The organism is Velazquezella soli (assembly GCF_977018685.1).
On record NZ_CDRNXF010000004.1, the window covers coordinates 104087 to 117675 of the forward strand.

The window sequence follows — 13589 nt, forward strand, 5'->3', positions numbered from 1 at the left end:
TCAATCCGGTAAAATTATGCCAATCGCTCGATTTCACAATTATCCGTCGAGCAAAATTACTTCTGCTCGTCTACGGATGCCGCCGCTTTGGGACCGAACAGCTCGTCGACAATGACGAGACCTGCACCGACGCTGATAAAACTGTCCGCGAGATTGAACACGGCAAACGACCAGGTGGCGGTGTGAAACAGGATGTAATCCACCACGTGCCCGTAAACGATGCCATCGACCAGATTGCCGATCGCACCGGCGATGATCATCGCATAGCCGAGATGGGCAAAGGGCCGGTCCTTGGGCGTGCGGCGCCAGAGCCACAGCACGAAGGCAACGATGACGAGGCGCATGCCGATGATGAATTCGCGCTCCATGCCGGACAGAAGCGAGAAGGCTACGCCCATATTATAGGTGCGGTAGAGCGCCAGAAACGGAATGACCGGCACCATCTGCTCGAGCGGCAGCGAATTTTCGACGGCGATCTTGATCGCCTGGTCGAGCAGCACGGCAATGATGATGAAGATGACCGCACTGATCGGTCGAGACAGGAAACCAACGCGAGCGGTCATTATTTATCCTCCAGCGTCAGCAGATGGCGGCGGGCTTCAAACAGCATGACTGCCGTCGCGACCGCGAGATTGAGCGAGTCCGCCCTGCCCTGCTGCGGAATTTTGACTGTGCGATCGGCGGCGCGGGCAAGGCTGTCTGGCAGGCCGGACTGCTCGTTGCCCATCAGGAGAACGACCGGTTTCCTGGTATAGTCCGCCGTGCGATAATCGACGGCGCCGGCCAGATGGGTGGCGACGACGCTGACGCCCGCTCCCTTTTGCCAGCTTAAGAATTCTTCCGCAGAGCAGCGGATGACCGGCATTGCGAAAATCGAGCCCATCGTGGCGCGCACTGTTTCCAGCGAGAACGGGTCGGTGCTTTCCCCGACCAGCAGCACGGCGGAGGCGCCGGCGGCATCGGCGGTGCGAATGATCGTGCCGAGATTGCCCGGATCGCGGACGCGGTCGAGCGCGACAAACGTCTGGTCAGCCTGAGGCTTCAGATCGGCAAGCCGTGCCCAGCGCTGCTCGAAAATACCGACCACCATCTGCGGATTGTCGCGGCGCGTGATCGACGACAAGACCTTTTCGCTGACCTCGAGCACCAGGCCGCCATCCGCGACGGTCTTTGCCGCTACCTGTTCGACCAGCGGCTTGGCCTTGGCAGCCTTGGCATAGACGAGCGTGCGGATCGACCAGCCAAGTTCCAGCGCATCGATGACCAGTTTCAACCCTTCCGCCATGAAGGCACCGGCTTCTTCCCGGTGCTTCTTGTCGGTGAGAAGCTTGATGTCCTTGATGATGGGGTTGGCGAGCGAGGTGACTTCTTTCACCTGCCCGACGCGTCGTGGCCCGTTTCTGTGAAAATTATCGCTCATGCGGGTACCCAACGGCTGAAAAGAGAGGTGGAAAGCGCGCGGCCATGGACTTTGCCGTCGAGGCCCGCTTCCCGGATGACGAGTTCGCCCGATTCTACCACGCCATCTGCGCCGCGCATGGTTTCGCGCATCAGTTCATGGATGGAATAGAAGCTGGCGCGGATCGAATAGGCTGTTAGCACCAGGCCGACAGCCTTGGGCGACAGGAGCTGCCGGCAGACATCGAGCATCAGCGGCAAATGATCGAACAGATGCCAGACCTCGCCATTCGGACCGCGGCCGAATTTCGGCGGGTCGGTGAGAATGATATCGTAGGTGTTGCCGCGGCGTTCCTCGCGCAGGATGAACTTCATCGCGTCTTCGCAGATCCAGCGGATCGGTGCCTTTTCGAGACGCGACAAGGCCTGGTTTTCGCGACCCCAGCCAATCGCCTTTTTCGACGCATCGACATGGGTGACCTCGGCACCGGCGGCAGCCGCCACCAGCGACGCGACGCCCGTATAGCCGAACAGGTTGAGCACTTTCAGGGTGCGTCCGGCCTTGGCGGCTTCCTCGACGCGATCCTTCATCCACGCCCAGTGGACGATCTGTTCCGGAAATACGCCGACATGGCGAAATGCAGTGAAGCGGCCGTGGAAATCGATGCCGAGAAGGGCGAGAGGCCAGGTTTCGCCGAGCGTCTGCGCCGGAAAGCGCCAACGGCCCATGCCGTCTTCATCCGTGTCGCCGGTGAAGATCGCGTCGGCATTTTCCCAGATGTCGTCGGCAAGCGTCGGCTGCCACAGGGCCTGGGCTTCCGGGCGCACGACGCGGTAATCGCCGTATTGCTCAAGCTTCAGGCCGCGGCCGGTGTCGATCAGGTGGAAATCGCCGGCGCCGGACGATTCCAGAATGATCGGCACGCGTTCGGCTGGCAGATCGCCGCTGCGGGCAAGAAGCGGACGCGTTTCGACCGGTACGTGCGGTTGTGCCTGTGGTCTGTCAGGACGGCGCGACTGGGTGGTTTGGGCTTCGGCCCGACCTTCCGAGCGCGCAGCCTGGGGGCCGGTCGACCTGGTGCGGGTTGCGGCAACGGCCGGACGGCTGCCCGCTTCGCTGCGGCGCTTGTCCGGGCTTTTGGCAGGCGACTTAGGCGCGCCCTTGGCTGCTGGCTTCTCCGGGCGCTTGCCGGTCGGCCGCCTTTCCTTGTTCATCACTGCGATCATCCGCTCGGGTTCTTGTCTTTCGCAGCAGATAGCATCTGTGCCGCGTTCTTCAAAGCCGGCAATAGCGTCAGATCTGTTTTCGCTCGCTTCGACGCCTATCTAATCAGCGAAACGGGAGATCGAGATGGATATCGAAGGGCAGGAACGGATCGCGGCGCCGCGGGATATCGTGTGGCGCGCGCTGAACGATGCCGAAACCATCCGCCAGTGCATTCCCGGTTGCGAGCGGCTGGAGTGGATTTCGGACAACGAACTTGCCGCCAGCATCAAGGTTCGCTTCAGCCTGATCTCGCTTGGCCTTGCCGGCACGATCACGCTTTCGAACATCAGGGCGGGAGAAAGCTACACGATCTCCGCCGAGGGTCAGGGAAGCATTGCGGGCTTTGCCAAGGGCGCGGCTGACGTGCGGCTTGAGGAAGACGGGACTGAGACCGTGCTGCATTACATCGCGCGTGCGCAAACCGGAGGACGGATCTCGCAGCTCGGATCCAAGCTCGTGCGGTCGACAACCGAGAAGCTGGCAGCAAAGTTCTTTGCGGACTTCAACGCAGCGGTCATCGCCAAGACGGCGGAGGCCAGAACCGAGGGGCTCTGACCGCGGGTCGTTATCTGGCTGGAAGCGCGGCGTTGCTGGCCGGGGCGGGAACAATGGCCTGGTTGGCCGGAACGACTGACGGCGACGGCTTGGCCGCGGCAGTGTTCTCCTTTTGCAGTCGGACGGCTTCGCGCGCTTCGATCCGCGCCTGTCGGCGATGTTTGCCCTGGCTCCACCAGGTCACGAACGAGCCGAGCGCCATCCCGAACAGGACGGCCAGGAACAGCAGCAGAAACAGCGGCGCCGTCAGCGACAACAGGCTGTCTTCCGGACGGAAGGGATTGAGCGCGAGCGTGACGCTTTGACGGTTGGCGACGGCCAGCACGATCAAAACGATGCCGAGGGGCACAAAGATCACGAGGCTCACGATCCTCTTGAACTTGGTCATGGTTTTCTCCCGGCAAGTGACAATCAAACGATGGATCGCCGTCATCGCTGCCGGCGTCCAGTGCAGAATAGAGGGCGGCGTCATGCTTTCAAGTGTGACGCCCGACCTTCGAGGCGATCAATCATCCTCGTCGGCAAGATCCGGGTTGAGGCGCTCGCGCAATTCCTTGCCCGTTTTGAAGAAGGGCACCCACTTCTCCTCGACAAAGACGCTTTCGCCTGTGCGTGGATTGCGGCCGGAGCGCGACGGACGGTTCTTTACCGAAAAGGCGCCGAAGCCACGCAGCTCGACCCGGTTTCCGCCGGCGAGAGCATCAGTGATCTCGTCGAGGACCGCATTGACGATATTCTCGACGTCACGATGGTAGAGATGCGGATTGCGCGCTGCAACGATCTGCACCAGTTCAGATTTGATCACTTCTGCCCCCTGAAAAAAGTTAGGTGCCCCCTGAAAAAATTAGGCTTTCAGTCGCTTCCAACCTGCCAAACGGAAACCAGACCGTCAAGGAACAACTTGTCGGAGCCGAAGATCCGAAGCGCTGCGGGGGAGATCTGGTCGCCCAGTCCGGTCATGCGGAAAAACTGCGCCACGGCACTGGCGAACCAGAATGAGGACGAGGATTTGCCATCCTTCCATTCCACTTCGGGCAGGCTTTCGGCCACACCTCGGGTCGCAAGATAGGCGCGAACTTCGTCTTCGCCGCCGAGTTCATCGACCAGCTTGACGGCAAGCGCCTGACGGCCTGTGAAGATCGTACCGTCAGCGAGTTTCAGAACCTCATCGCGCGGCATGTTGCGGCGATCGGCCACAAGGTCGACGAACCAGGCGTAGCTGTCCATCACCATGTTGCGGATCATCGTCTTGGCTTCTTCGCTGGCAGGATGGAAGGGCGACGGTTCGGCCTTGAGCGGTGCGGACTTGATCTCCTCTAGCGACACGCCGATCTTTTTCAGGGCTTCATCGACCTGCGGATATTGGAAGATGACGCCGATCGAGCCGGTGATGGAGCTTTCGCCGGCGACGATATGATCGCCAGCAGACGCAATCATGTAGCCTGCGGATGCGGCAAGGGTGCGGACCTGCGAGACGACGGGCTTGGTTTGCGCGATATGGCGGATGGCCTTGAAGATGCGCTCGCCGCCATAGGTCGTTCCGCCCGGAGAATTGATCGAGACGATGAGCGCTTTTGCCTGGCTGCTTTCGGCGATCTTCTCCAATCGCTCCAGCAATTCCCTGTCGTCGAGGATCATGCCTGAGATATCGACGCGAGCGACGTGCGCGACCGCGGAGTTGCCACTGGTGCCGACCGTGACCCGATACAGCGCGAAACCGATACCGACGAGAAACACGAGGGCCGCAACCCGCCAGAAACTCAGTTTCCGACGCAACTGGCGCCGTTCAGCAATCCCCATCTGATCCATTCTCAATCCTCAAAGCGAGCCAGCCCAAATAGGGTCCGGCTTATTGTTTCAAGCGGGCATATCACGTTTTTATGTTATCCATTATTGTTTGTTGAACGATAAAAACCATATTGAGGCCGCAGGTGAACAACTAGCGCCGCTTACGTCGATCTCAACGCAGGCGGCCCAGTCATCTTTACGACAAATCTTGCCGGAAAGGACCGGACGAGCAGAATGCTGCAGCATATCCGCAACCCAGCCCTGGCCGGCGCTTCCCGTGCGATCGGGCAGTCGCCCGACGATATCTATCAGTCGGCACTTGCCCATTCCGCAAGGGTGCGCAAGCTCAAGATATTCCTGCCGATCAGTGCAGCCATCATCTCCGCCGCCTTTATCGGGGTGGCGATCGTGCGCGCCTATCTGCCGGAAAACCTGTCGATCGAAAGCGCGCGCATCGAAAATGGCAAGATCGTCATGGAACGGCCCGCGATTTCCGGCCGCAACAGCGACGGCATCAGCTATTCGATGATTGCCAACCGCGCATTGCAGGATATCCAGAACCCGAACATGATCAGCCTCGAAAACGTCAAGGCGGCCGTGCCGATCAATGACGAGGTCGTTGCGCGTGTCACGGCCGCCGGAGCCGACTTCGATCGTGGCGCCGACAAGCTGGATCTTACCAAACCATTCGACGTTAATTTGTCCAACGGGATTACTGCGCGCTTCCAATCCGCCCGCCTCGATATACCGGGTGGATTGATGGATACGCCGGACCCGGTCAAAATCTCCATGGACGCGGGTTCCATTGTTGCGAACTCCCTGAAGATAACGGATAAGGGACACACAATCACCCTGATCGGCAAGGTTCAGGTCGACCTCGACCCTGCCCGCATCCGCAACCAAGGCAAATAGGGCACGGCCGCAATGACGAATCGACTCTTTCGTATCTCTTCCGCCGTGATGGCCACCGGACTCGTGTTCGGCCTTGCCTTCAGCGCGACCGCCCAGACCACCAGCAGCAAGATGGAAGGCTTGAAGCTTTCCAACGATGCGCCGATCCAGATCCAGAGCGACCAGCTGGAAATCAAGGATCAGGAAAAACGTGCCTTCTTCACCGGCAATGTGCAGGTGGTGCAGGGTACGACCACGATGAAGGCCGGCAAGATGACCGTGCTTTACAAAGGTGAAGGCGCTTCGGTGACCTCCGGCAGCACCGACATCGACAAGATCTTTCTCGACGACACCGTTTTCCTCACCTCGGGCACTCAGCAGGCGACCGCCGAAAAGGGCGAGTTCGACATGACCTCGCAGACCTTCGTGCTTTCCGGCAAGCAAGTGGTGCTTTCCGAAGGCGCCAACGTGTTTCGCGGCTGCAAGCTGACCGTGCAGATGGCGACCGGACAGGCGAAGCTCGATTCCTGCGGTGGCCGCGTGGAAATTATGCTCGACCCGAAGTCGCGGCCTAAGCAATAGAAATCCAAGCCCTTGAAAATACCTTTCCTCTCCAACCGGTCTGCCGACCGGTCGCCCGTGACCGAACCTTTCATTGCACGCGACAAGGCGCGCTATGAGGGTACGCTGGTGGCGCATGGTCTTTCCAAGACCTATGACACGCGGCGCGTGGTGAACGGCGTATCGCTGGTCGTTCGCAAGGGCGAGGCTGTCGGCCTGCTCGGACCGAACGGCGCCGGCAAGACGACGTGTTTCTACATGATCACCGGGCTTGTGCCTGTCGATGAGGGCATGATTGCCATCAATGGCAACGAGGTGACGCATATGCCGATGTATCGGCGCGCGCGTCTCGGCGTCGGCTACCTGCCCCAGGAAGCCTCGATCTTTCGCGGACTGTCCGTCGAAGACAACATTCGCGCCGTTCTGGAAGTGCACGAACCGAACCGCGACAAGCGCGAAGCGAAGCTCGACGAGTTGCTGGAAGAATTCCACATCAGCCAGTTGCGCAAGTCCGCGGCTGTCGCGTTGTCGGGTGGCGAACGGCGTCGCCTCGAGATCGCCCGCGCGCTGGCGACCGACCCTGCCTTCATGCTGTTGGACGAGCCGTTTGCCGGTGTCGACCCGATTTCCGTTTCCGACATCCAGAACCTGGTTCGCCACTTGACGGCGCGCGGTATCGGGGTACTGATAACGGATCACAACGTCCGCGAAACGCTTGGTCTCATCGATCGCGCCTACATTATTCACGCAGGCGAAGTCCTGACGCATGGCAGGGCCGACGATATCGTTAACAATCCGGATGTTCGTCGTCTTTACCTTGGCGACAAGTTCAGCCTCTGAGGCCAGAAAGAATCTACTTTCCCGCTTCGTGCCGCTTGACCAAATCTATCAAAAAAGCAATTCTTGTGCCAGTTGAAGGATGGCACCGATAATCTCGGTGTCTTCCTCTCGACTATCGTGCGATGACCGCATGATTTTAAGGAGATCACGGGAGTTTCGCGTCCGCCATGGGGTTATCTGCCAGTCTTTTTCTGCGACAGAGCCAATCGCTGGTGATGACACCGCAGCTGATGCAGTCCATTCAGCTGCTGCAGATGACGCATTTTGAACTCAACCAGTTCATCGCCCAGGAAGTCGAGAAAAATCCGCTGCTCGAAATAGCGGCAGGCGACGGCGATGGTGATGCGGATTTAGGCGCGCTTGATCCCCGCGATCTGGAATTTTCCGGTTCGCGCGAGGATGACGGACAGTTCGAAGGCCAATCGGCGGCGCAAGCCGATGTCGGCTCCCTCGACTGGTATGAGAGCGCAACCCGCGACGGCACGGCCAAGCTTGGCGATCACCTCGACGCCAGCCTTGAAAACGTGTTTCCCGACGACGCACCGGCACAGCGGCCGGACGCGCCCGAACTTCTCGGCCAGTGGAAATCGATGCCCGGCGGGGATGCCGGCGAGGACTACGACCTCGACGATTTCGTTGCGGGTCAGGTGACCCTGCGCGATCATCTCGGACAACAGCTGCCTTTCGTGGTGACCACCCCGGGCGACCGGTTGATCGCCCAGGACCTGCTCGACCAGCTGGACGATGCCGGCTATTTCCAGGGCGACATAGAAGAGGTCGCGGCCCGTCTCGGCAAGGCGCCGGAGGCGGTAGAGGCCGTTCTCGTTCAGCTGCAAACCTTCGATCCACCCGGGGTATTTTGCCGTAGCCTGAGCGAATGCCTGGCGATCCAGTTGCGCCAGAACGACCGGCTGGATCCGGCCATGGCAGCGCTGATCGATCACCTCGATCTTCTCGCCAAGCGTGACTTTGCGTCTCTGCGCAAGATCTGCGGCGTGGACGACGAAGATCTGATCGACATGATGGCTGAAATCCGCAAGCTCAACCCGAAGCCGGGTGCGGGCTTCGAGGGCGGGTTCTCGCAGTCTATCTCACCTGATGTCGTGGTCCGGCCATCGCTTGATGGTGGATGGAACGTCGAACTCAATCCCGATACCCTGCCGCGCGTTCTGGTCAACCAGACCTATTTCAACACGGTCTCCAAACACTGCCCGAAGAACGGCGAAGATCACAATTTTCTGTCGGACTGCATGCAGACGGCGAACTGGCTCGCCCGCAGCCTCGACCAGCGCGCCAAGACGATCATGAAAGTGGCAAGCGAGATCGTACGCCAGCAGGATGCCTTCCTGCTGCACGGCGTCGATCACCTGCGACCGCTCAACCTAAAGACGGTGGCAGAGGCCATCAAGATGCACGAATCCACCGTCAGCCGCGTCACCTCCAACAAGTATGTGCTGACGCCACGCGGCCTGTTCGAACTGAAATACTTCTTCACAGTGTCGATCGGCTCGGCGGAAGAAGGTGGAGACACCCATTCGGCCGAATCGGTGCGGCATCGCATCCGGTTGTTGATTTCTCATGAGCTGCCGAGTGCCGTCCTGTCGGATGACGACATTGTCATCAGCCTCAAGCAGGGCGGTGTCGAACTTGCGCGCCGGACGGTGGCGAAATATCGCGAGGCGATGAATATTCCGTCATCGGTGCAACGCAGGCGGGAAAAGCGCGCCATCGCGAAACTGGCAGCGTTCTAGCCTCACATATCGAGGGCAGTCATAGGCGACCCGGTATTCGCCACACGTGCCGCACAGATTGACATTCCGTTAATGGCAGTTTAGAGACCCGCCGCAACCTGACCGGGCGACACGGGATCTAAACCAATTCCCAAACCAATTTGGCCCTGCCATTCGTGAACCGCTTGGATCAAGAGGCCGGTTGGCGTAGACTGGAACATGCAAGTCACGACAATAAGGAGTAACTCCATGAGTGTGCGTGTATCCGGTAAACATATGGAAATCGGCGACTCGTTTCGACAGAAGATCGAGGACCACATCGGCGGTGCAGTGACCAAATACTTCGACGGGGGGTATTCGGGTCAGGTGATCGTCGAGAAGTCCGGCTCGCGTTTTTCGGCAGATTGCAAGGTGCATCTCGATACCGGGATCGTCCTGCATGCGGCCGGAGAAGCGAATGATCCACAGGCAAGTTTCGATGCTGCAGCGGAGCGGATCGAAAAACGCCTTCGTCGCTACAAGCGTCGACTGAAGGACCATCACGCCGGCAATCACGCGAACGGTTTTTCCGAAGTGGCTTACACGGTCATGGACCGTGTACCGGATGAAGAAGACGACGTGCCAGACGATTTCGCACCGACCATCGTTGCGGAAAGCACGAAGCAGTTGATGACGATGTCCGTTGCGACCGCCGTGATGGCGCTCGACATGACGGACGAACCGGTCCTGTTGTTCCGCAGCCCTGGAAAGGAGCTGAACATCGTGTACCGGCGCAATGACGGAAATATCGGTTGGATCGATTCCACCGGTATGAAGAACTAAAAACTCTCGGGAGAGCGCCTTTGGCGCTCTCTTCGCCCTTCGCGGCAAAAGGATGATAAGAATGGCTTTGGCGGATTTGCTGCAGCAAGATGCGATTGTTCCTGCCCTTAAAGTGACCTCCAAGAAGCAGCTTCTTCAGGAACTTGCTGTGAAAGCGGCCAAGCTGACGGGTGTTCCCGAGCGGGAGATCTTCGACGTCATCCTGCAACGGGAGCGGCTGGGGTCGACGGGCGTTGGCCACGGCATTGCCATCCCACATGGCAAGCTCAGCAGCATATCGTCCATCAAGGGCGTGTTCGCCCGCCTGGAATCGCCGATCGACTTCGAAGCGCTTGATGACGAGCCGGTCGATCTTGTGTTCCTGCTGCTCGCCCCAGAGGGCGCCGGTGCCGACCACCTGAAGGCGCTTTCGCGTATTGCCCGCGTATTGCGCGATCAGGATCTCGTTGCCAAGCTTCGCAAGACCGATTCCGCGTCGGCAATCTACGCCTTTCTGAATGCAGAACAGGCAAACCACGCCGCCTGAGGCGGCTCTATACTCCTTTTCTATAGAGTAAAGCCGCGCGTTCACCCTCGAATGGAGCGGCTAATCTTGTTTTCGAGCCCTCTTTAGAATTGCCTTTTGTCAAATACGCCACATGTCTTTCCCGTTGAAGGAGATAGACATGAATGACGACATACGTGCCAGGATCGCTGCGAATGACAGACTGCTCAAGGCGGTTATCATCCTGCTGGCGATCAAGGATCCCCATCTTCTCGATGAGCTCGATGCAATCTTCAAAATTGCCGATGGTCAGGAGGGACTGATCGGCGATGCGGACAAGAAGACCCGAGCCCATCTCAATTCGGAACTGGCCCTGATCCGTTCCCTGGCGCATGTTTCGCTGGATACGACGCACTGATCCTTACCCGCGGTCGCCAAACGCAAATGGGCGCCCGAGGCGCCCATTTTTCTTGGAAAGGCTCTAAGGAGCTCAGTCCTTCTTGTCTTCAGCCGCCGCTGCTTCAACCTTCGGGCCGCCCTTGGCGACGCCGACCATGGCCGGGCGCAAGACGCGTTCGCCAATAATGAAGCCGGCCTGGACGACCTGCATGACAGTGTTGTTGGGTACATCCGCATTCGGGATCTCGAACATGGCCTGATGGAAGTTCGGATCGAACTTCTCGCCTTCGGCATCGATCTTCTTGACGCCGTGCCGCTCGAGTGTCGACAGCATGCCACGCTCGGTCATTTCGACGCCTTCAAGCAGGCTCGTCAGCGTCGCATCGGCTCCGGCACGCTTGTCTGCCGGAACAGTGTCGAGCGCGCGGCGCAGATTGTCCGAGACGGCCAGCATATCGCGGGCAAAGCCCGAGACGGCGTAGGACTTGGCATCCTTTACTTCACGTTCGGTGCGGCGGCGAAGGTTGTCCATTTCAGCGGCAAGCCGCATGAAGCGATCGCGCAGATCGGAATTTTCAGCCTTGAGCACATCGATCGGATCGGGCTCCTGCGCGAAGAAGGCTTCCCCTGCGCTCTGATCGGCGGCGTCTTCGAGAGCGGATGCCACGGCTTCCGCCGTGTTTTCGACAGCAGCTGCGTCAGGTCCGTTCTTCTTGGTTTCGTCGGTCATGACGGTCTCCGGTGCGTATTGGAATCTGGAAGGGTGGTTGCGCCCGATATCGAGGTTCGGGGCGAAAAAATCAAGGCCTTGGGAACATCCTAGCGGGATAGCCTTGCAAGCAGCTGCGCCGTGTAATCCACCATCGGCACGATGCGCGAGTAATTCAGCCGGGTTGGGCCGATCACGCCGACCGCGCCGACGATGCGTTCCTCGCCATCACGATAGGGCGCAACGATGAGCGAGGAGCCGGACAGGGAGAACAGTTTGTTTTCCGAACCGATAAAGATCCGCACGCCCGGTCCCTTTTCGGCAAGGTCGAGGATCTCGATCAGGCTGTCCTTCTTTTCGAGATCGTCAAACAGCAGACGCAGCCGATCGAGATCGCTGACGTCAGCCAGACCTTCGAGAAGATTTGCCCGGCCGCGTACGATGAGCTGGCCCGGCTTTCCGTCCTCCTGATCACCAGACCAGAAAGCCAGACCACGCTCCACCAGATCATGCGACAGCGTGTGAAGCTCGCTTGCGACCTGTTCCTTCAGCATTTTCATCTGGCCGCGGAATTCCGGCAGCGTTTGGCCGGCGAGATGCGCGTTGAGGAAATTTGCGGCCTCGCCGAGCTGCGACGAGGTTACGCCGGCCGGCAGATCGATGATGCGGTTCTCCACCTGGTTATGATCGCCAACGAGGACGGCGAGCGCCTTGGTCGGCTCTAGGCGGATGAACTCGACATGTTTGAGGACCGGATCGTTCTTGGCGGTGATGACAATGCCAGCACCACGCGAGACGCCCGACAGCATCAGGCTTGCATCCGCCATCAGGTTTTCGAGCGTCTGATCGCGATCAGGCGGACGGATCTGCCGGTCGATGCTGGCGCGGTCTTCTTCCGAGAGATTGCCGACCTGCATGAAGGCATCGACAAAGAACCGCAGCCCTGTCTGGGTTGGCATGCGGCCTGCACTGATATGCGGCGAGTAGATGAGGCCGAGCTCTTCGAGATCGCTCATGACGTTGCGCACGGAAGCCGGTGACAGCGACATCGGCAGAAGTCGCGACAGATTGCGCGAACCGACCGGCTCGCCGGATTCCAGATAGCTTTCCACGATGCGGCGAAAGATTTCCCGCGAACGATCATCAAGCACGGAGCCGTTGTCGCGACCCGTCAGTCCCGGAAATACCATTGGCCCCTTTACCATGCTGCTGATCTCATCTCCCAGATATAGTCGCTCACTTGCGCATCCGCAAAAGGGAAATTCTTTGCAAATGACGGCTCCGAGCCTTAGAAGGCGGAAACAATAATCCAGGGAGTGACGGATGCGGCCTTCAGGCAGACAGACAAATCAGATGCGCAAGATTTCGTTCGAGCGCAATTTCTCCAAGCATGCCGAGGGCTCCTGTCTCGTCAAGTTCGGCGATACCCATGTTCTGTGCACCGCAAGCCTTGAAGAAAAGACGCCGCCGTGGCTGCGCAATTCCGGCAAGGGCTGGGTCACCGCCGAATACGGAATGCTGCCGCGCGCCACCGGCGACCGGATGAAGCGCGAGGCTGCGACCGGCAAGCAGGGTGGCCGCACCCAGGAAATCCAGCGCCTGATCGGCCGTTCGCTGCGCGCCGTGGTCGATCTTTCCGCGCTTGGCGAAAAGCAGATCACCATCGACTGCGACGTGATCCAGGCCGATGGCGGCACCCGTACGGCGGCCATCACCGGCGGCTGGCTGGCGCTGTACGATTGCCTGAAATGGATGGACACCCGCTCGATGATCAAGCTCGACAAGGTTCTGAAAGACCATGTCGCGGCGATCTCGTGCGGCATCTTTGCAAGCCAGCCGGTCATCGATCTCGACTATCTCGAAGATTCGGCCGCCGAGACAGACGCGAATTTCGTCATGACGGGTAGCGGCGGCATCGTCGAGATTCAGGGCACGGCCGAGGGTGCTCCCTTCAGCCAGGAGGAATTCCTCAACCTGCTGTCGCTGGCACAGGACGGCACCCGGGAACTGGTAGCGCTGCAGAAGCAGGCGATCGGCGGCTGATTTCAACGCTGGCTGATTCAAGAGTTGCGAGGGGCAGTCTTCCTTTCCGGAGAGACTACCTCTCGATCGAACCTCCTCCCCCGCCTTCATGGCGGGGCAGCA

General features: G+C 59.5%; 17 protein-coding genes. 9 read left to right on the forward strand and 8 right to left on the reverse strand.

Annotated features, from left to right (window positions below):
• Window positions 1-56: 56 nt before the first annotated feature.
• From lspA to AC0JZ8_RS04095, 3 genes are read right to left on the reverse strand one after another with little or no spacing between them, the layout of a single operon-like run.
• Complete coding sequence (lspA, locus tag AC0JZ8_RS04085) at window positions 57-563, reverse strand: signal peptidase II (RefSeq protein ID WP_471891872.1); 507 nt, start codon at window positions 561-563, stop codon at window positions 57-59.
• Window positions 563-1420, reverse strand: a complete 858-nt coding sequence (locus tag AC0JZ8_RS04090) for a TrmH family RNA methyltransferase (protein ID WP_113166974.1) — start codon at window positions 1418-1420, stop codon at window positions 563-565. The genes lspA and AC0JZ8_RS04090 overlap by 1 nt, the downstream gene beginning before the upstream one ends.
• Window positions 1417-2616, reverse strand: a complete 1200-nt coding sequence (locus AC0JZ8_RS04095; RefSeq protein ID WP_471891873.1) for a class I SAM-dependent methyltransferase — start codon at window positions 2614-2616, stop codon at window positions 1417-1419. Before AC0JZ8_RS04095 ends, AC0JZ8_RS04090 begins: the two co-directional genes overlap by 4 nt.
• Window positions 2617-2749: 133 nt before the next feature.
• On the opposite strand from AC0JZ8_RS04095, the gene AC0JZ8_RS04100 reads away from it, so the two are divergent.
• Window positions 2750-3220, forward strand: coding sequence for a CoxG family protein (locus tag AC0JZ8_RS04100; RefSeq protein WP_471891874.1), 471 nt, complete (start codon window positions 2750-2752; stop codon window positions 3218-3220).
• A 10-nt stretch (window positions 3221-3230) separates the two neighbouring features.
• On the opposite strand, the gene AC0JZ8_RS04105 is transcribed toward AC0JZ8_RS04100, so the two are convergent.
• The 3 genes from AC0JZ8_RS04105 to sppA all read right to left on the reverse strand — a co-directional run bounded on the left by AC0JZ8_RS04105 (window position 3231) and on the right by sppA (window position 5029).
• On the reverse strand, window positions 3231-3608 hold the full coding sequence (locus AC0JZ8_RS04105; protein WP_062580121.1) for a lipopolysaccharide assembly protein LapA domain-containing protein: 378 nt from the start codon (window positions 3606-3608) through the stop codon (window positions 3231-3233).
• A gap of 117 nt (window positions 3609-3725) precedes the next feature.
• Window positions 3726-4025 (reverse strand): integration host factor subunit beta, encoded by a 300-nt coding sequence (locus AC0JZ8_RS04110; protein ID WP_062454023.1) that lies wholly within the window; start codon window positions 4023-4025, stop codon window positions 3726-3728.
• Window positions 4026-4072: 47 nt separating this feature from the next.
• Window positions 4073-5029, reverse strand: coding sequence for a signal peptide peptidase SppA (sppA, locus tag AC0JZ8_RS04115; RefSeq protein WP_471891875.1), 957 nt, complete (start codon window positions 5027-5029; stop codon window positions 4073-4075).
• 213 nt (window positions 5030-5242) lie between these two features.
• Between sppA and lptC the strand changes: the two genes are divergently transcribed.
• The 7 genes from lptC (at window position 5243) to AC0JZ8_RS04150 (ending at window position 10754) form a co-directional block, all read left to right on the forward strand.
• Window positions 5243-5920 (forward strand): LPS export ABC transporter periplasmic protein LptC, encoded by a 678-nt coding sequence (gene lptC, locus AC0JZ8_RS04120; RefSeq protein ID WP_062578831.1) that lies wholly within the window; start codon window positions 5243-5245, stop codon window positions 5918-5920.
• 12 nt (window positions 5921-5932) lie between these two features.
• Window positions 5933-6481, forward strand: coding sequence for an LptA/OstA family protein (locus tag AC0JZ8_RS04125; protein WP_062454026.1), 549 nt, complete (start codon window positions 5933-5935; stop codon window positions 6479-6481).
• Between the two features lie 18 nt (window positions 6482-6499).
• The gene (gene lptB / locus AC0JZ8_RS04130) at window positions 6500-7300 is read left to right on the forward strand and encodes an LPS export ABC transporter ATP-binding protein (protein WP_371816128.1); all 801 of its coding nucleotides are present in this window, start codon (window positions 6500-6502) and stop codon (window positions 7298-7300) included.
• 167 nt (window positions 7301-7467) lie between these two features.
• Complete coding sequence (gene rpoN, locus AC0JZ8_RS04135) at window positions 7468-9051, forward strand: RNA polymerase factor sigma-54 (protein ID WP_471891876.1); 1584 nt, start codon at window positions 7468-7470, stop codon at window positions 9049-9051.
• 228 nt (window positions 9052-9279) lie between these two features.
• The gene (gene hpf, locus AC0JZ8_RS04140; RefSeq protein ID WP_062454028.1) at window positions 9280-9852 is read left to right on the forward strand and encodes a ribosome hibernation-promoting factor, HPF/YfiA family; all 573 of its coding nucleotides are present in this window, start codon (window positions 9280-9282) and stop codon (window positions 9850-9852) included.
• Window positions 9853-9913: 61 nt separating this feature from the next.
• The gene (ptsN, locus tag AC0JZ8_RS04145) at window positions 9914-10378 is read left to right on the forward strand and encodes a PTS IIA-like nitrogen regulatory protein PtsN (RefSeq protein WP_062454029.1); all 465 of its coding nucleotides are present in this window, start codon (window positions 9914-9916) and stop codon (window positions 10376-10378) included.
• Between the two features lie 139 nt (window positions 10379-10517).
• Window positions 10518-10754 carry a hypothetical protein gene (locus AC0JZ8_RS04150; protein WP_062454030.1) on the forward strand — a complete coding sequence of 79 codons (237 nt, stop codon included), beginning with the start codon at window positions 10518-10520 and terminating at the stop codon, window positions 10752-10754.
• Window positions 10755-10826: 72 nt separating this feature from the next.
• On the opposite strand, the gene grpE is transcribed toward AC0JZ8_RS04150, so the two are convergent.
• Both grpE and hrcA read right to left on the reverse strand, forming a co-directional pair.
• Window positions 10827-11465 (reverse strand): nucleotide exchange factor GrpE, encoded by a 639-nt coding sequence (gene grpE, locus AC0JZ8_RS04155; RefSeq protein WP_062454031.1) that lies wholly within the window; start codon window positions 11463-11465, stop codon window positions 10827-10829.
• Between the two features lie 89 nt (window positions 11466-11554).
• Window positions 11555-12634, reverse strand: coding sequence for a heat-inducible transcriptional repressor HrcA (hrcA, locus tag AC0JZ8_RS04160; protein ID WP_062454032.1), 1080 nt, complete (start codon window positions 12632-12634; stop codon window positions 11555-11557).
• Between the two features lie 133 nt (window positions 12635-12767).
• On the opposite strand from hrcA, the gene rph reads away from it, so the two are divergent.
• Window positions 12768-13487, forward strand: a complete 720-nt coding sequence (rph, locus tag AC0JZ8_RS04165) for a ribonuclease PH (protein ID WP_092663772.1) — start codon at window positions 12768-12770, stop codon at window positions 13485-13487.
• Window positions 13488-13589: the final 102 nt, after the last annotated feature.